Origin of the sequence: Agrococcus casei LMG 22410, assembly GCF_900163565.1 — a bacterium.
Lineage (GTDB): Bacteria > Actinomycetota > Actinomycetes > Actinomycetales > Microbacteriaceae > Agrococcus > Agrococcus casei.
Genome location: NZ_FUHU01000014.1, coordinates 1 through 17,364, shown reverse-complemented (window position 1 = coordinate 17,364; position 17,364 = coordinate 1). Strand labels below are relative to the sequence as shown.

Sequence of the window (17,364 nt, the reverse complement as noted above, 5' to 3'; positions counted from 1 at the left end):
GTGCGGCCCGTGCTTAGGCGAACCCGATCACCTGGGACCACAGCGTTACTGACATCCCCTATCTACGGCGACCGCTGTAGCCTCCGCGCATTCAACAGAGAAGCGGGTTCGCGGTGGTGTATGGGCGCGCTCTACGGACGTTAGGCGGCTCTGGCTTCAGGGCGTTTCAGGGTTCTAAGTAGCCGGTGCGCGTAGTCCGTGTTCGACGGTGGCGAAGAAGTCTTGCGCGAGTGCGGTGAGTTCAGTTCCGGCTTTGCCCGGTGTGCCTGTGCCGAATGGTGGTTCTGGTGCGTACTCCGCTCCGAGTTCAAGGAACTGCGCGTACTCGTCACCTCGAAGACGTCCGACCAGGCGTAAGGCGAGGTCCATGCCGGCGGTGACGCCCGCGGCAGTCATAACGTTCCCGTCGACGACGACTCTCTCGTCGATAGGCGTTGCCCCATAGCCGGCGAGGAGGTGGCGGACAGACCAGTGTGAGGTAGCTCGCCTCCCGTGGAGGAGGCCGGCGGCGGCGAGGGCGATGGCGCCGGTGCAAACGCTCGCGACGACCTGCGCCGCGTATCCCAGGCGACGAATATCGGTCATCGCGTGAGGGTCGTTGGTCAGGACACTGGTGTCTCCGCCGGGTACGAGGAGCACGGTCGGCGCGTCGGCGACGTCTGCCAGCGCGATCGTCGGCGTCAGCGGGAGCCCGCCCGCACTAACGACTGGCGCTCCGGGTTCGCCGGTTGTGGCGAGATGGATGGTTGCGCCGAGCATGGAGCTGAGGAAGTAGTGTGGGCCGATTGCGTCGAGGGTGTCGAACCCGGGGTGCAGGACGATGACGATCTCTTCGTCTGCCTGGAAGGTGACGCCGGGTCGGGCAGCGAGCGCTTCGTGTGCGGCGACGGAACGGTCCCACGCGGCCTGAACTTCCGTGTCGCGCGTTGCATCTGTAGCCATCGAGGGCTGGTCGTGGTGCATGGCGTCCCAGTCACGGTGGAGGTTGTCGTGTGTATCGGTCATGGTGTGCTCCTATCGGTGTAGACAAGCTGGGTGCGGCCGGTCAGAGGGTTGGTGATCGTGGCCGCGGTGACCCCGAAGACGCGACGCAGCAGTTCAGGGGTGAAGACGTCCTGGGGTGTCCCGTCGGCAGCGACGACGCCGTTGGAGAGGACGGCGATGCGGTCGCAGTAGGCGGCCGCGAGGTTGAGGTCGTGCAGCGTCACCAGGATGGTGATGCGGAGATCGCGGACGAGGGCGAGGAGTTCGAGCTGGTGTCGGATGTCGAGATGGTTCGTGGGCTCGTCGAGCACGAGGATTCGCGGCTGCTGCGCGAGGGCGCGTGCGAGGTGCACCCGTTGCCGCTCCCCTCCGGAGAGGGTTGCGACCGGTCGCGCTGCGAAGTTGGTGACGTTCGTGACGGACATCGCGTGTTCGATTGCAGCGCGATCGTCCCGGCTGTCGGCGCCGAGGAGACGGCCATGGGGCACCCGGCCGGTCGCGACGCATTCTGCGACGGTGAGCTCGAGATCTGTCGGACCGTCCTGAACGACAGCTGCGGTAATGCGGGCGGCATCTCGTGCACGCATCTGCCAAACTTCGTCTCCGTCCGCGACGACACGCCCGGATGTCGGTGAGAGCATGCGATAGATCGTTCTGAGGAGGGTGGATTTGCCGCTCCCGTTCGGTCCGACGAGCCCGACCACCTCTGCGTCCGCGGTGAGGGAGACCCGGTCGATGATGCGCCGTCCGGCGACCTGCACGCTCACACCTTCAACGTCGAGCCGGGCACCTACTGTGCGGTCTGGCTGATTCATGTCGCGCTCCGTCCGGACCGGCGCAGCAGCCACAGGAAGAACGGTGCTCCGATCGCCGCGGTGAGCAGCCCGACAGGAAGCTCCGTCGGGGCGAGGACGGTCCGGGCAACGATGTCCACCACGACCAGCAGCAGGCCTCCCGCTAGAGCAGAGCTGGGAAGCAGCCAGCGGTGATCCGAGCCGACGATCATGCGCATGGCGTGGGGCACGACAAGGCCCACGAATCCGATTGCCCCGCTGACGGCGACAACGACGCCGACCAGAAGAGACGTGATGACGAACAGGACGAGGCGGACCCGTCCGACATCGATACCGAGACTTGCCGCAGTCTCGTCTCCGACGAGAAACGCGTTCAAAACGCGGGCGAGCAGAACGAGAACGGCGATTGTGATCACGAGCACCGCTGAAGGGAGCCCGAGGCCGTCCCATTCCGCGGCGGCGAGGCTACCGGAGAGCCAGGAGAGCACGGACGTCACTCCTTCCCCGGGTGAGCTGGCCCGCAGCACGAGGTAGCTGGTGATCGAGCTCAGCAGATAGGACATCGCAACGCCCGCGAGCACGAGCCGGTTCGGCGTCACTCGCCCGCGCTGCTGCGCGAGGAGGAAGACGATCAACGTTGTCGCCAGTGCGCCGGCGAACGCGGCGATCGGCACCGAGACGACCGCGAGAGCCCCGGTCGCGAGCGTCAACGTCGCCACCGCCGCGACCGAGGCCCCGGAGGAGACACCGAAGACGAACGGGTCGGCGAGCGGGTTGCGGACGACAGCCTGCAAGACAGCACCGGCGACAGCGAGCGCCGCACCGACGACGAAACCCAGCAGTGCCCGCGGAAGGCGGAACTCCCAGATGATGCGCGTCTCGATGTCCGTCGCCGAGGTCGGGATAGTCCAGGGCAACAGATGATCGGCGATGACGGTAATGATCCGATCCGGCGACACCGTCACCGAACCGACGCCGACCGAGAGGATCAGGGCGGCAACGGAGGCGAGGATGAACACGCCGACAGCGATCCGTGGCCGATGCGGTGCACCGATCACGGATTCGGTTCGCGTCACGGCGCGGGAACCGTCAGTTCCAGCTCCGAGTGCAGGGCGTTCGCGATCTCGGTCAGTCCTCGCATCACGGTCACGGATGCGTCGGTGTCATCGACGGGGATCTCCACGAGATTCCCGGCCTGCACCGCTGGAAGGTCGGGGAATGTCTGCTCAAGGTAGGCGCGGAGGGTGTCGTAGTCCTGTCCCTCGAAGGTTCCGACGAGGACGACCTCCGCGTCTGAAGCGGCGAAGTCCTCCTTGCTGACGTAGACGGAGTCCGCAGGGAACACGTTTCGGCCGCCTGCCGTCTCGATGGCGTCGTCGTAGATGCCGCCTGCGAGCACGATGAGCGGGCCCTCGCCGCCGTTGTAGAAGGCGACTTCCACGGTGTCTTTTCCTTCGACGGCGTCGATGACGGTCTGCTTGTCCTGCTCGAGATCTGCGATGAGCTCTTCTGCCCGGTCGCTGACGCCGAAGATAACCCCCAGATCGCGCAGCGTATCGATGGGGGTGTCCAGGGTCATCGCGATGGCGTCCCCACCGTCGGCGTCGCAGATATTCGCCCCGTAGACCTGTGCTCCGCTATTCTCGATCTGCTCCACCGACGCATATCCCTGGGACGTGTCGAACGCGTAGCCTTCCAGCGACTGACCAAGCACGAGATCGGCACCCTCGCTGAGCAGCACCTCCTTCGACGGCCACCCCATGGCCGATCCGATCGACGGGATCTCTTCCGCCTCTTCCGCCAACGAGGCGGGGTACGCCGCGTAGTCGCCGGCCCGGGCGACGAGATGGTCGCCGAGGCCCAGGGCTAGCATCATCTCGGTCGGCGCCTGCCACAGGCTCACGACATGCTCGGGTGCAGCGTCGAAGGTCAACGTCCTCCCGCAGTTCTCGATCGACACGGGATACCCCGCCTCCGATGATGGTGTCTCCGCATCCGCCAATGAGGACGGGGCTGGCGATGACGCCGAGCATCCTGCGAGGGCGAGGAGGAGAGCGGCTGCTGCGACGGTTGTTGCGCTGTGAATCCTGGTCATGACGTCCTGTCCTGCGTCCGGACAGGCCGGAACGATAGAATCTACATGTTGTAGAGATATCAATTGTCCCGAAGGAACCACCAGGACAACAGAGGCAGGAACCGCCGGGAAGGATAGATTTCCGCCATGTCGCACGCGCAAACCGCCGCGGTCACGCAGCGGCATCGCATCGCGGTGCTCGCGCTGGAGCACATGATGCCGCTGGAAATATGCATGCCTTTCGTCGTGTTTGGGGCACCGCACTTGGCTTACGACGTCGTCCTGTGCGGACGCCAGGCAGGCCTCGTGCCGACGGATCACGGGTGGCCGATCGTGGTCGAGCTCGGACTCGACGCCGTCGCCGTCGCGGACACGGTGATCGTGCCCGCTTTCCGCGGTTTCCTCGACAGCGTGCCGGACGACGTCGCTGAAGCGCTGCGCGCTGCACACGGCAACGGCGCACGCATCGCCTCCATCTGCACCGGCGCTTTCGCTCTCGCCGCAGCAGGATTGCTCGACGGCAAACGCGCCACCACCCACTGGTGCCACGCGGACGAGCTCTCCTGCCGCTATCCCGTAGCAGAGATTGACCCCGGCGTGCTCTTCGTGGACTCAGGCGACGTCCTCACCTCGGCGGGAGTCGTTAGCGGCATCGATCTCTGCCTGCACCTCCTGCGATCAGACCGCGGCGCCGCCGTCGCCAACGACATCGCCCGCACCATCGTCGCCGCCCCCTATCGCGACGGGGGACAGGCCCAGTTCATCCGCCGGCCGGTGGCCGCGGTGGCCTCCGGAGATATCGGTCGCACTCAGGAGTGGGCGCTGGGGCGCCTTCACGAGCCGCTGACCGTCGCCGATCTCGCCGCTCACGCCAGGATTCCGCGGCGAACATTCGAGCGGCGATTCACCGAAGAACTGGGCGCCACGCCCATCCGATGGCTCAACAGTGCACGCATCGACCACGCTCGCGAGCTACTGGAGTCCACCGACTGGACCATCGAATACATCAGCAGCCTGTGCGGCCTCGGCAGCCCCGCGAACTTCCGTCAGCACTTCCGCCGCGCTACGGGAACCAGCCCGCGCGAGTATCGAAAGGCGTTTACCCACGCCCGAGCAGGCGTTGCTTCACCTTGAGCCTACGACGTGATGTAGATTTGATGATCGATTGACATGCAGAGTGGAGGTGGCAGATGGCGGGTGAGCGCACGCGTGAACGAGGGGAACTCGAGGGCACCGTCATGCGCATCCTCTGGGAGGCGTCCGAGCCGTTGAGCGCCCGTGATATTCAGGCGGTGTTCACGGGTCACGTTCCTGCGTATACGACGTTGATGACGGCGCTGGAGCGTTTGCAGAAGAAGGGCGATGTCGTCCGCTCCGGCGACTCTCCGCGGAAGGTTCGCTTCCGTGCGGCGCGAAGCGGGGACGAGCATGTCGGCCGGTCGATGATGACCGCCCTCGATGGAGCCGGAGACCGGCAGGCTGCTCTATTGCAGTTCGCCGGGAACCTCGCCGAGGAGGACCTCGATCTGCTCCGCGGCGCGATCACCGGCAAGACTTCCCGCAAGCGCAGGTGAGCCGTTGATCGCCACCGGCTCCTTCCTCGCCGCAGCGGTGCTCATTCTGCTGTTCTCGCCTCTCATGTTGACGGCGGGCCGGTGGCAGGTGCGCCGCCCACGGACCGCTCTGACGCTGTGGTTCTGCGCTTTCTTCGCTGGAATCGGATTCGCGGTGACCTCCGCCGCTATTGCACTGCTGGGTGCCGTCGGCGGGGTGAATCCTGCGAGTTCAGGTGAAGCGCTGGTGCTGACGCTCGTTGGCTGGTTGAGCCTGGGTGTGCTGGCCGCGGTGATCGCTCTTGTCTCCGCGTCCGCGGAGCCGCTCGCCGACTCGTGGCGGGAGGCGGTCGGACGCTTCGCCCCGGTGGCAGTCTCCCGCGAGCACTCGCATGGTGTCACCCTCGTGTGGTTCGATTCCGAGGAGCCGGTGGCGTGTGCGGTGCCTTCTGGGGAGCCAGAGATCTTCCTCTCTACCGCGCTCAAGGAGCTGTTGAGCGACCCGCAGCTTCGTGCCGTGATCGAGCATGAGCGTGCTCATCTGCGTCAGCATCACGGGTGGGCGGTGCGAATTGCTGAGATCAACGCGCTCTGCTTGCCCAAGCGGTTCCCGGCCGGGCGAGCGCTCAAGCGGGCCACTCTCCTGTTGATCGAACTCATCGCGGACGATGCAGCCGCTCGTCGCGCCGGTGCCGTCCACCTCGCCAACGCCCTCGCGACGATGGGGCATAACACGGCCGATCCCGGCCTTGAGCTTCGCGCAGACCGGCTCACCCTCCGCCGCTGGAAGAAGCCGCGGAGCCAGCGCGCCGCAGCCCTCGCACGCGCCTGACCTCGCCGGCACCGGCCACCCTTGTCTACGACACGATGTAGAGTTATCGGAGTGGTTGGGTGTCAGGAGGAGTAGTCATGGCCGAGTTCGAGTTCTGGGTGAACGGGATGACCTGCGAGCACTGCGAGCGCGCTGTTACGGCCGAGCTTTCCGCGCTCTCGGGTGTCGTCGATGTCCAGGTGGATGCCGCTTCCGGTCGCGTTCTTCTCGCCCACGAGAGGCCCCTTGATCTGATTGTGGTGGAGTCGGCTGTCGATGATGCCGGCTACACGGTGCGGTCCTGGCCCGCAGTGGTGGATGTCTGACACCATCGCGGCCACCACTGCAGCGTCCGCGCCCATGCCGGATCCTCGAGTGCGTAAACCCTTGACTGCGGTGGCCGCGCTTCTAATCGGCGGAGCCGCCCTCGCGCTCATCGCCTTCCCGATTGTCGTGGCGGTCATGCTCGGCGAAGCACCGTATGACCTTCTACATGTCGGATATCCGGGCGTCGATGTGGCTGTGATCACCACCAGTCTGCTCTCCGGCGCGCAGCTCGCCACCTTGGTGACCAGTGGTGCGCTGGTGCATCTGTTGTTCCTGAGGGATGCGCCTGCCCGCACGGCGCGCTATCTCTCGGAGGGTTTCGAGATCACGGTGCTGCGCATCGCTTCGGGGGCATGGGCCGTGTGCGCAGGTGCGCTGGTGGTCTTCGAGGCTCTTGATTCCAATGGCACTCCGTTGGCGCGCCTGGCGACGCCCAGCGCGTTGCCGTTCCTGTGGGAGGCGAGCTATGCGCCGAAGGCGTGGACGATCAGTTTCCTGGCGGCGTTGATCGTTTTCTTCGTCTCGTTCTTCTCGGAACGGTGGACGGGCCTGATGATCCCGTTGTGGGCGACCGGAATCGCGGTGCTCGCCCCTGTCGTGTCTGGGCAAGTGCTCGTGGGCCCCGATCATGACTTCGGCAGTGACGCGGCGATCTTCCAGACCATCGCTGTGAACGCGTTCTTCGGGGCGGCACTGGTCGCCGTCATGCGCGTGGTCTCCGGGCGGCTTGTCTCGCCGCTGACTTTGCGGCGACTGTTCCGGATCGGGGTCGTCGCGCTTCCCGTCATCGTCGTCTCCGATGTGATCATCGCCGTGTTCAAGCTCGCTGGTGGCGATATCGCCGCCTCGCTGACCGGGTGGCTGATTCTCGCTGGCTTCGCCTGCCTGGTCGTCATCACGGTGGTGTTTGTCGTCGCCGCGATCCTCGCCCGGCGAGGAAAGCTGCGGGCCGGGCACATCACCGGGCTCCTCTCCCTGGCGGCCGTGGCGGTGGCGGGGTGGACCGGGGTCGGTGTGGCGATGACGAGGCAGCCGCCGCCGCAGTACTTCGTGCCGACGAGCATCGAGCAGGTCTTCATGGGCTTCGAGGTCCCTGACGCTCCGACGCTCGGTGTGTTGTTCGGGCAGTGGCGTCCGAACCTGCTGTTCCTGGGTATCGCCGCGGCGGCGATCATCGTCTACCTGGTCGCTGTGCGCACGTTGCACCGCCGGGGTGATCGGTGGCCTCTCGGGCGGACGGCCGCGTGGATCGGCGGGTGGACGGTTGTGGTCGTCGCCACGAGCTCTGGGTTCGGGAAGTACTCGGCCCCGGATTTCGGGGTGCACATGATCGTGCATATGTCGCTGAACATGCTCGCCCCGGGGCTTCTCGTCCTCGGAGGCGTCGTCACACTGCTGCTACGGGCATCCCGCTCGGACCGGACGAAACCGGCGGGCTTGCACGACTGGATCACGTGGGTGCTGCACTGGCGGGTGCTGCAGTTCCTCTACAACCCGCTGATCGTGTTCGTGGTCTTCGTCGGCTCCTACTACGGCCTGTATCTCACGGGCATCTTCGGCGACTACATGCGGTTCCACTGGGCGCACCAGCTCATGAACCTGCACTTCCTCATCGTCGGCTACCTCTACTACAGTCTCATCATCGGCGTCGACCGGCCCCCACGGCCTCTCCCGCATATCGGCAAGCTCGGGTATGTGCTGGCGGCGATGCCGTTCCATGCGTTCTTCGGCGTGATCCTGATGACCAGCCATGTGATCATCGCCGAGACCTTCTACCGCTACCTCGATCTGCCCTGGGCCGACCTGCAGGCCCAGCAATACCTTGGCGGCGGCGTCGCGTGGGCGGGCGGGGAGATCCCGCTGATGATCGTCATCGTCGCACTCGCCATCCAGTGGAGCCGGCAAGACGCCACAGATGCCCGCCGTAAGGACCGGCACCTCGACACCGGCCGCGACGACGAGTACGACGCCTACAACCAGATGCTCCAGCGCCTCGCCGACCGCGACGCCACCCGACCCGGCCCCCGACCGACCGTCCGAGAGGACACCCACTCATGACGACCACGGACACCACCACACCGGTGGATCTCACCCCGGTAGAGCTCGACATCTCCGGGATGACCTGCGCCGCCTGCGCGGGACGCGTCGAGCGCGCACTGGGCAAGCTCGATGGTGTGACGGCGAGCGTCAACTACGCCACCGAACGCGCCATCATCACCGGCCTTCCCGACAGCGAGGTGCCCACGGCGATCCGTCAGGTCGAGAACGCCGGATACGGTGCGCACCTACGCGAGGGCAGCGACGACACCTGGTCGACGCGCGCCACCGAGGTACGGATCTCCTCCCTCCGGCGTCGCCTGGCTGTGTCCGCGCTGCTCACTGTCCCGCTGATGGACATCACTATCGTTCTCGCCCTCGTCCCCGGGTGGCGGTTCCCCTGCTGGGAATGGGTATGCGTGCTGATGGCCCTGCCGATCGTGACCTGGGCCGCGTGGCCATTCCACCGGGCCACGCTCCGCAACCTGCGCCACGGCGCAGTCAGCATGGACACCCTCGTCTCCCTCGGCATCGCCGCCTCCTTCGGATGGGCGATCCTCACCCTGCTGCTCGGGTTCGGCACCACCGAAGCCGCCAGCTACTGGCTCGGCTTCGGCGTCACCCCCGCAGGCGCCGACTCCATCTATCTGGACGTCGCCGCCGGAATGACGACCTTTCAACTCGCCGGCCGGTACTTCGAGACCCGTTCCCGCCGCAAAGCCGGCGATGTCCTCGGCGCTCTGAACGCCCTCGCCGCCACTCACGTCCGGGTCGTTAGCGACGGCGTCGAGACGATCGAACCCGCAACCGCACTCCGCGTCGGCGACACCTTCGTCGTCCTTCCGGGTGAGACGATCCCCGCCGATGGCATCGTCCACGCGGGCACGGCCGCGGTGGATGCGAGCATGATGACCGGGGAACCCGTCCCCGTGCCCGTCGGCCCCGGAGCCGCGGTGACCGGCGGGACGATCAGCACCGACGGTCGCCTGGAGGTGACCACGACCTCGGTCGGCGCCAACACCCAGCTCGCGCAGATGGCCGCCCTCACCGAGCAGGCCCAGGCCCGCAAAGCGCGAGTGCAGAACCTCGTCGACCGCATCGTCACCTGGTTCGTCCCCGCCGTCATCACCCTCGCGATCATCGTCACCGTCGCCTGGACATTCACCGGCACCCCGTTCGCGCAGGCGTTCGGCATCGGGATCAGCGTCCTCATCATCGCCTGCCCCTGCGCACTCGGGCTCGCAACGCCGACCGCACTCATGGTCGGGATCGGACGGGCCGCGACCCTCGGCATCCTCATCAAAGGCCACGACGCCCTCGAAGCCTCCGGCACCATCACCACCGTCGTCCTCGACAAGACCGGAACCCTCACCACCGGACGCATGACCGTCGAAACCGCGACCCCCTTCGGAATCGCCGATCACGAACTGTGGCGTCTCGCAGCCTCTGTGGAGCAGGGTTCCGAGCATGCGATCGCGCACGCCATCCAGGACGCCGCCCGCGCCCACGTCACCGACCTTCACCCGTTGGAGGACTTCACCGCCCTCCCCGGCCTCGGTGCTACCGCCCGCATCACAGGGAGCACCCTCCTCGTCGGGAACGCCGACCTGCTCCGCGAGCACGGCATTGACCTCACCCCGGCGGCCGCAGCGCTCGCGGACGCCCACGAGCACGGGCACACCGTCGCTCTCGTCGCTCGCGACGGGCAGCTGATCGGGCTCCTTGCCCTCGCCGACACCATCAAGCCCGGCGCCGCGGACGCCATCACAGCGCTGCACGCCCAGAACCTCACCACCGTGCTCCTCACCGGCGACAGCCCCGCTGCCGGTGCTCGCATCGCGGCCGAACTCGGCATCGAACGCGTCCACGCCGGCGTCGCCCCTGCCCAGAAAGCAGACGTCGTCCGCGAACTCCAAGCAGCCGGAGAAAAGGTCGCGATGGTCGGCGACGGCATCAACGACGCCATCGCCCTCGCCACCGCGGACCTCGGGCTCGCGCTCGTGTCCGGCACCGACATCGCCCTCAAAGCCGCGGACATCATCCTCGTCCGCGACGACCTCCACGTCATCCCGGATGCGATCGCGATCTCCCGCAAGACCCTCCGCACCATCCGCACCAACCTCGGCTGGGCCTTCGGATACAACATCGCCGCGATCCCGATCGCTGCTGCCGGGTTCCTGAACCCCCTCATCGCCGCCGCCGCGATGTCCCTGTCCTCCGTCCTCGTCGTCTACAACAGCCTCCGCATCCAGCGCGTGCGCAGCACCCGGTAGGAGAAAGCCAGAAGACAGATACCCCGATGGAGTTCTTCCTGCCGCTGTCCCTTGCCGCGACGCTCTACCTCCTCGTGCTCTGGATCGCCCTCACCACACCGCCACGGCCCCCACAGCTCTCAGATCCCACCCTGCGCGACGAATGGGACTCCGTTGCCTTTCGGGTGCGCAAAGGCGTCGAACGCCTGCGCAGGCGGTAGCGCCCTCGCGGGAGCCCGAGCCGGCTCACCCGGGGAGACGCTGTGCGCAGGCGCTTTGACCTCGCGATCGCCACCCCGCTAATGTAGCTACTACATGTTGTAGAGATAAGGTGTGTGGCATGCTGTCTGACCCGGTGCTCCAATGGACGCTGACACTCGCCTTCTCCGCGACCGCCGCCTACGCAACACTGCGACTCTTCACAGACCGCAAGCCGCTGCTCATCGTGGGCAACGCTCTGCACCTGGTGATGAGCCTCGTGATGATCGCCATGTGCTGGCCGTGGTGGACCGTACTGCCGCCACTCCCGCAGACGCTCTTCTTCTCGGCCGGCACGGCCTGGTTCGGTGCGATCGTGCTCCTCCAGACGCGGCGTCGCATCACCCGGGCTGCCGTGGGCGGACACAGCGCGTGGCATCAGGTGGCACACGCGGGCATGATGCTCGCGATGGTCTGGATGATCCTCGCGATGCCTTCCGGAACCGACGCCACGATGCATGCCCACCACCATGGCGGACTCGAGCCGTGGGCCGCCCTGACAGGGGTTGCCATCACCGCGGCGCTGACGACATCCGGCGTCCTTTTTCTCGTCGAGCTCATCCGCTGCCTGCGCGGTCGCACGACCTGGCTCGGACACACCGGCGACGTCGCTTCCGGGACTCTCATGAGCTTCGGCATGGCAGCGATGTGCTGGCCGATGATCACCGGCTAAAAACCCTCAACACCACCATCAATCCGCCGCTCCTGCCGGCGGGCCAACAAGAAAGAGAGACACCATGAACACACGACGCACCAAGAGGCCCCTTCTGATCGGAACCGGAGCCCTCGCGGCTACTGCCGCACTGGTTCTGGGCGGTGCCGTCGCTGCGAACGCACACGTCAGTATCGCGGAAGGCCCGGTGGAGGCGGGCTCGTACTCGATCCTCACGTTCAGCGTGCCACATGGATGCGATGGGGCTGCGACGACGGAGGTGGCGATCCAGATCCCCGAGGGCATCAACGCCGTCACACCCACCCGCAACAGCCTGTACACCGTCGAGAAGGTGATGGAAGACCTCGACACCCCGATCACTGACAGCCACGGCAACGAGGTCACCGAACGCGTCGCGCAGGTCGTCTACACGGCGGCGACGCCGCTCCCCGATGGGCAGCGAGACGCGTTCGAACTCTCGCTGCAGATCCCCGAGGACGCCGCCGACACCGCCCTGTACTTCCCGACTGTGCAGACCTGCGAGCAGGGCGAGACCGCCTGGGTGCAGATCCCGGAAGAAGGCCAGGACGGCCACGATCTGGACGCGCCAGCCCCCAGCGTCGACGTCGTCGCAGCCAGTGACGCAGGATCGCACGGGCACGGTGACAACACTGACGCCACCGTCGATGCGCACGACGAGGATTCGGCATCCGCGGAGGCTCCTGCAGATCAGACGCCGCTCGTTGTAACCTCGCTCGCCGTCGGCAGTATCGGCCTCATCGTCGCTGTCATCGCGCTGCTGAGGGGACGCAAGAAGGCGTGAGCACTCTCATCGCCGGGAAACACGCACCGCGACAGGGTTCCGCCCTGGTCCTCCGTGCGCTGGCAGCCCTCCTCCTAGGAGGACTGCTGACGCTGACGGGAGCGCAGGCAGCGTCCGCGCATGCCGAGTTGCTGTCCACGACACCGGAGAACGGTGCCGTGCTCGATGAGGCTCCCGCTGAGGCGGTGCTGACGTTCAACGAGCCCGTACAGCTCATCGACGGCAGCATCCGCCTGTTTCCCGGCGATGACAACCCCCTCACCCTCGACGCGCACGTCACCAACACCAGCGTCATCGCCGCGCTCCCCGCCGACCTAGCGGATGCGGGCTACGCGCTGAGCTACCGCGTCGTCTCAGCAGACGGGCACCCCATCTCCGGCGCGATCACCTTCACCATCGGAGACGGCCAGGCGGACAGCGCGACGGCTCCCATCGTGGAAACCGCGACACCTCCAGACACCCAGTTCGCCGTCAGCGCCCTGACGGCACTGCAATACCTCTCGCTCCTGGTCTTCGCCGGCCTGATCCTGTTCGAGCGACTGGTGCTGCGCAGCACAGCACCACCTGAATACTGGTCCAGGAACATCCTGCGACTGACCGGCATCGGAGCGGGAACCGCCTCGCTGCTGCTCATACCCACGTCAGCGCTCAACGTGACCGGAAACCCACTGACCGCGGTGATCGATCCGACTGCATGGTGGTCGGGTGTCCTCTGGGCACCGGTCGCTGCGGCCATCATCGTATGCGCAGGACTCGCCGGAGCCGCCGTACTATCGATGCGTCAGCAGGAGCGCAGGGGGATGCGCCTGCTCGCCGTGCTGCCGCCGCTCCTCGCGCTGGCTGCGCCCGTGCTCGCCGGACACACCCAACTGATGGAACCGCGAGCACTGATCATCGCCGCCGACCTCGGACACCTTCTCGCCGGCTCCTTCTGGACAGGAGGAGTCCTCGGCCTCCTCCTATTCCTCGCCGCCACCCGCGTGACCAGTACCCAAGAGGCACGTACCGCACCGACTCTCGCCGCGAAGGTCGTGCAGAGGTTCTCCCGCGGCGCGGTCTGGAGCGTCTTTATCCTCGCAGTCAGCGGAACTCTCATGGGCATCATGATCGTCGGAAGCCTCGACGCTCTCGTCACGACCAGCTACGGGCTCACCCTCCTGCTCAAGATCGGGATCATCATCCCCGTCATCGCGATCGCCGCCTACAACAGAACCCGACTCCTCCCACGCATCGCGTCACGACCGACCGCACGCATGCAATGGCAGACGCTGACCCGAACCCTCAGCTACGAAGCCGCACTCCTCATTGCCATTCTGCTCCTGACCGGCTTCCTCACCAATCTCAGCCCCACACACGAACACCACGACACGCCAACCGAGAACACGGCCGCCACCGCTCAGACCGTCACTATCGACGCGGATGCCCAGGGGCTATCGCTGCGGGGCGAGCTCGAACCAGCGGTGGCCGGCGAGAACAGGATCACCTTCACACTCGAATACGACGCCGAACCAGTCACGCCCGACGAAGTGACCATTCGCACCCACCAGGCCGAGCACGATCTCGGGCCGTTCCAGACCACAGCTGAACTCGACCCAGCAACCGGTCAATACTCCGCGGATCTAGACATGCCCGTCACCGGAGAATGGGAGATACAAGTGCTCGCCCGCGTATCCACCTTCGCGCAGCCGATCGTCACGATACCCATCACCATCAATTAGCTTCGGTGCGCTGGGGTAGCCGTCGCCGTCAGGGGCGATGTATGCGCGGATCGGTTCGACGCCGCACCCTTGTGCGCCACCGCGGCAAGACTATGTCTCGCACACACCGATAATTCGGACGTTGCGACCTTTGCGCCCCTACGGCGTTCCTTTCTTCGCGTAGTAGCGCGCAGGGGTGTTGACAGTGAGCGATCGCCATTTGCGGCGGTAGTTGAGCTCGTAGCCGTCACCGGTTGGCGGGGCCCGCCAGGAGGTTGTCTCGCCGCGAGGCGCGCAACGCCGCCTTGGGAGATCATCGAATCTGCTGCGGATTCACTTCCGTGGTGTTGGAGTCAGGAGCGCGAACTCGGCGCCGGTGGGGTCAGCGAGTATGGCGATTCGGCCGGCGGGGATGTCGTTCGGCTCGGTGAGCGTCGCAGCGCCGAGGGCGGCGGCGATCTCGACGACCTTGTCTGTGCCGACGTCGGGATCGACGGCGAAGTAGACGCGCCAGCCTGCGGGAGCATCGGTGCGGAGTCGCCCTACAACGGGAACCTGCTGTCCGGCCGGAGTCCAGATCGTGTAGTCGTAGTGCTCGCCATCACCAAGCTGGGTCACGCTCGCTCCGGTGAGAGCCGAGTAGAAGTCATCCGCCTTGCCGTCCGCAGTCAGCAGCTCGGCCCACGCGAACGTGCCGGGCGTATGGGATGCAAACTCGTAGCCGGGCTCGGGCTGCGAGAACCCGGTGATGGCTCCGGTCGGTTCGGCGAAGATGAGGACGCCTCCCTGTCCCGGCACGTTGACCGGTCCGTGCAGGATGCTCCCGCCCTGCACGGTCGCGCCCTGTGCGGTTTCTGCGATGTCGTCGGCGGCGAGGTAGAGCGTCCATGCTGGCGTGGCCTCACCGTAGGCCGCGCGGATGCCGGCGATGATCGCTCCTTTGTCGGTGCGGGCGTAGCGGTAGCCGCTGGGGTTCTGTGCGTCGATCGTCCAGCCGAACAGCGCGCTGTAGAACTGGACGGAGGCATCCTCGTCGGGTGTTTGGAGGTCGATGAGCGCGGGAGTGCCGGGTCCGATGTTGGTCATGTGCTGCTTCTTTGGGTCTGCTGAAGGTTCGGTTGAGTCCATGACCGCATGATTCCCGGCTGGGGGTCGTGCTGGAAGGATGGCAATCGTGCCGAAGATCTATTCCGATGAGTTCAAGCGGGACGCGGTGGCGATGGTCGCTGCGGGCTCGTCGCAGAAGAAGGTGTGCAGGGACCTCGGGATCTCGAAGACCGCGCTGCAGACATGGGTTCGCGATGACCGGTTCCGCTCACATGGGATGATCCCGTCGACCGATCCGGACGAGCGTCGCGAGATGACGGCGGCGCTGCGGCGGATCCGGGAGCTGGAGATGGAGAATGAGGTGCTCCGGCGGGCTGCGGCGTATCTGTCTCAGGCGCATATCCTGCCCCCAAAATGACGCTTCTATGCCTGATGTCAAGTCATGCGAGTCTGGAGCTCGCGGAAGAGTGCTCTGACGACGTAGCGCTTGAGGCAGCGTCGGACCTCGCGTGCGGTGCGTCCTTCGGCACGGCGCCGGGCAACATACGTGCGAGTGGTGGTGTCGTAGCTCATGCGAGTTCGAACGATGACATCAACAGCGCGATTGAGTTGTCGGTCTCCTGAGCGCGAGAGGCGGTGCCGGGTGCTGTTCCCCGAAGATGCGGGCAACGGTGCAATGCCGCCTAGCGCCGCGAAGGCGGCTTCTGAGCGGATGCGTCCGTGGTGTGAGTATGCCGTGACGAGTATGGCTCCGGTGACGGGGCCGACTCCGGGCAGTTCCTGAAGTCCCGGGGCGAGGCGCTCGGTAAGGTCAGCGAGTTGTTTGTGATTCACGTTGAGCGCGGCGCTTTGCTCCAGAATCGTTGCGGCGAGACGCTTGGCCTCGGCCCGTAGCACCCGCACCGGTTCTGCATCACGAGGGATGCGCCATGCTGCGATGGTCTTGATCTGGGCATCGGTGAGGGGCTTGCGTGCGTCGAGGCCGAGGTCGACGCTGCGGGCGAGAGCATTGAGAGCATTGCGGTTAGCGGTGCGCTGCTGGTCGATCAGCGACCGTGCGGTGAGCAGGACTCGCAAGGCCGCGCGGTCACCGGGCTGGCGTGGTTGCGCAAGCTTGTCGACGTCGCGACCAAGTAGCGATCGAGCAGCGGCTTCAGCATCGATTGCGTCAGACTTTCCGGTATGAGCATGCGATGCGCGTGATGCAGGTCGGACTTCGGCAACCTCGATCCCGGTCTCGGTCAGCACGGCCGTGATGCTTGCGCCGTAGGATGAGGTGCCCTCAACACCGGCGAGGACGCTCGTGCCGTGGGCGCGTCGAGCGATCCAACTGACTGCGCGGGCGTTGCCGGCCGCTGACGTCGGGAACGTCGCGGTATCGATGAGTGCGCCAGTGCGCGCATGGATAAGGCAGTAGGTGTGCGTGCGAGCATGCGTGTCGATGCCGACGACGTGCTCGAACTGTTCGGCAACAAGGACCACGAGAACCTCCAAGTAGTGAATGCGGACAGGCGCCGGCTCGTAGGGTCGCGAAGAGTCACATCTGTAATGAGTCACACACCCGACTGCACGACACTGAGAGCATTTCGCTGCAACGCACCAGCTTTGCCTCCTTCGAACCCGGTGCCGCACGGTTCGACATGATCGCCCTTGTCGCGACACTCCACCACATGGAACTCCAGCCCACGCTCGAGCAAGCCGCAGCACTGCTTCGCCCCGGAGGGCACCTGATGGTCGTCGGTCTCGCAGCGAACCACACCCCGTCCGACTGGATCCTCTCGGCCGCTGCCCTTCTATTCGTGAGGATCGGATCGCTCCTCCACCGGGAGACGGCCGACGTTGGAGTCCCCACCACGGAACCACGCGAGAACCTCGCGGTAATCCGACATGTGAGCAGGAAAGTCCTTCCTGGACGAAAGCTCCGTCGTGGGCTCTACTACCGATACTTGCTCACCTGGGAGAAACCGAAAGAGGCCATAGGCTCCGTACCCCAATAAACGGGCTCTTCCCGGTTCGTGGTGATGGGGAGCGTCGCGTCGTTGACGTAGAACGGCT

The 17,364-nt window shown here is 66.0% G+C and carries 17 protein-coding genes and 1 pseudogene; 12 read left to right on the top strand and 6 right to left on the bottom strand.

Features of this window, described 5'->3' with window-relative positions; genetic code table 11:
• Positions 1 to 174 precede the first annotated feature (174 nt).
• From CZ674_RS02395 to CZ674_RS02380, 4 genes are read right to left on the bottom strand one after another with little or no spacing between them, the layout of a single operon-like run.
• Entirely contained in the window at positions 175 to 1,005 is an 831-nt protein-coding gene (locus CZ674_RS02395) for a DJ-1/PfpI family protein (protein WP_086990907.1), read from the bottom strand.
• Positions 1,002 to 1,799: an ABC transporter ATP-binding protein gene (locus tag CZ674_RS02390; RefSeq protein ID WP_029153844.1), complete on the bottom strand. Its 798-nt coding sequence runs from the start codon at positions 1,797 to 1,799 to the stop codon at positions 1,002 to 1,004. The genes CZ674_RS02395 and CZ674_RS02390 overlap by 4 nt, the downstream gene beginning before the upstream one ends.
• A complete protein-coding gene (locus tag CZ674_RS02385) occupies positions 1,796 to 2,854 on the bottom strand; it encodes a FecCD family ABC transporter permease (protein ID WP_084644361.1) in 1,059 nt (352 codons plus the stop codon). Before CZ674_RS02385 ends, CZ674_RS02390 begins: the two co-directional genes overlap by 4 nt.
• Positions 2,851 to 3,873 carry an ABC transporter substrate-binding protein gene (locus tag CZ674_RS02380; protein ID WP_159456873.1) on the bottom strand — a complete coding sequence of 341 codons (1,023 nt, stop codon included), beginning with the start codon at positions 3,871 to 3,873 and terminating at the stop codon, positions 2,851 to 2,853. Before CZ674_RS02380 ends, CZ674_RS02385 begins: the two co-directional genes overlap by 4 nt.
• 126 nt (positions 3,874 to 3,999) lie before the next feature.
• Here CZ674_RS02380 and CZ674_RS02375 point away from each other — a divergent pair, with 126 nt between their 5' ends.
• From CZ674_RS02375 to CZ674_RS02335, 10 genes are all read left to right on the top strand, one after another.
• Positions 4,000 to 4,986, top strand: coding sequence for a GlxA family transcriptional regulator (locus tag CZ674_RS02375; protein ID WP_036323205.1), 987 nt, complete (start codon positions 4,000 to 4,002; stop codon positions 4,984 to 4,986).
• Between the two features lie 56 nt (positions 4,987 to 5,042).
• Positions 5,043 to 5,426: a BlaI/MecI/CopY family transcriptional regulator gene (locus CZ674_RS02370; RefSeq protein ID WP_029153848.1), complete on the top strand. Its 384-nt coding sequence runs from the start codon at positions 5,043 to 5,045 to the stop codon at positions 5,424 to 5,426.
• Between the two features lie 4 nt (positions 5,427 to 5,430).
• Complete coding sequence (locus CZ674_RS02365) at positions 5,431 to 6,237, top strand: M56 family metallopeptidase (protein WP_029153849.1); 807 nt, start codon at positions 5,431 to 5,433, stop codon at positions 6,235 to 6,237.
• A 77-nt stretch (positions 6,238 to 6,314) separates the two neighbouring features.
• Positions 6,315 to 6,542 carry a heavy-metal-associated domain-containing protein gene (locus tag CZ674_RS02360; protein WP_086990903.1) on the top strand — a complete coding sequence of 76 codons (228 nt, stop codon included), beginning with the start codon at positions 6,315 to 6,317 and terminating at the stop codon, positions 6,540 to 6,542.
• Positions 6,535 to 8,601, top strand: a complete 2,067-nt coding sequence (locus CZ674_RS02355) for a cytochrome c oxidase assembly protein (protein WP_036323209.1) — start codon at positions 6,535 to 6,537, stop codon at positions 8,599 to 8,601. Before CZ674_RS02360 ends, CZ674_RS02355 begins: the two co-directional genes overlap by 8 nt.
• Complete coding sequence (locus tag CZ674_RS02350; protein ID WP_086990901.1) at positions 8,598 to 10,853, top strand: heavy metal translocating P-type ATPase; 2,256 nt, start codon at positions 8,598 to 8,600, stop codon at positions 10,851 to 10,853. Before CZ674_RS02355 ends, CZ674_RS02350 begins: the two co-directional genes overlap by 4 nt.
• A gap of 26 nt (positions 10,854 to 10,879) precedes the next feature.
• Positions 10,880 to 11,053, top strand: a complete 174-nt coding sequence (locus tag CZ674_RS14095) for a hypothetical protein (RefSeq protein ID WP_157560608.1) — start codon at positions 10,880 to 10,882, stop codon at positions 11,051 to 11,053.
• Positions 11,054 to 11,172: 119 nt separating this feature from the next.
• On the top strand, positions 11,173 to 11,763 hold the full coding sequence (locus CZ674_RS02345) for a DUF5134 domain-containing protein (RefSeq protein ID WP_051216734.1): 591 nt from the start codon (positions 11,173 to 11,175) through the stop codon (positions 11,761 to 11,763).
• Between the two features lie 64 nt (positions 11,764 to 11,827).
• The gene (locus CZ674_RS02340; RefSeq protein WP_086990899.1) at positions 11,828 to 12,565 is read left to right on the top strand and encodes a YcnI family copper-binding membrane protein; all 738 of its coding nucleotides are present in this window, start codon (positions 11,828 to 11,830) and stop codon (positions 12,563 to 12,565) included.
• Positions 12,562 to 14,283, top strand: coding sequence for a copper resistance protein CopC (locus tag CZ674_RS02335; RefSeq protein ID WP_029153853.1), 1,722 nt, complete (start codon positions 12,562 to 12,564; stop codon positions 14,281 to 14,283). Before CZ674_RS02340 ends, CZ674_RS02335 begins: the two co-directional genes overlap by 4 nt.
• Positions 14,284 to 14,595: 312 nt before the next feature.
• On the opposite strand, the gene CZ674_RS02330 is transcribed toward CZ674_RS02335, so the two are convergent.
• Positions 14,596 to 15,348 (bottom strand): VOC family protein, encoded by a 753-nt coding sequence (locus tag CZ674_RS02330; RefSeq protein ID WP_086990897.1) that lies wholly within the window; start codon positions 15,346 to 15,348, stop codon positions 14,596 to 14,598.
• Between the two features lie 79 nt (positions 15,349 to 15,427).
• Between CZ674_RS02330 and CZ674_RS02325 the strand changes: the two are divergent.
• Positions 15,428 to 15,724 (top strand): annotated as a pseudogene (locus CZ674_RS02325) (transposase); the annotation flags it as partial.
• A 20-nt stretch (positions 15,725 to 15,744) separates the two neighbouring features.
• Here the strand turns inward: CZ674_RS02325 and CZ674_RS02320 are convergent.
• A complete protein-coding gene (locus CZ674_RS02320; protein WP_086990896.1) occupies positions 15,745 to 16,791 on the bottom strand; it encodes an IS110 family RNA-guided transposase in 1,047 nt (348 codons plus the stop codon).
• Positions 16,792 to 16,979: 188 nt separating this feature from the next.
• On the opposite strand from CZ674_RS02320, the gene CZ674_RS02315 reads away from it, so the two are divergent.
• Positions 16,980 to 17,306, top strand: coding sequence for a hypothetical protein (locus tag CZ674_RS02315; RefSeq protein WP_327078608.1), 327 nt, complete (start codon positions 16,980 to 16,982; stop codon positions 17,304 to 17,306).
• Positions 17,307 to 17,364 lie beyond the last annotated feature (58 nt).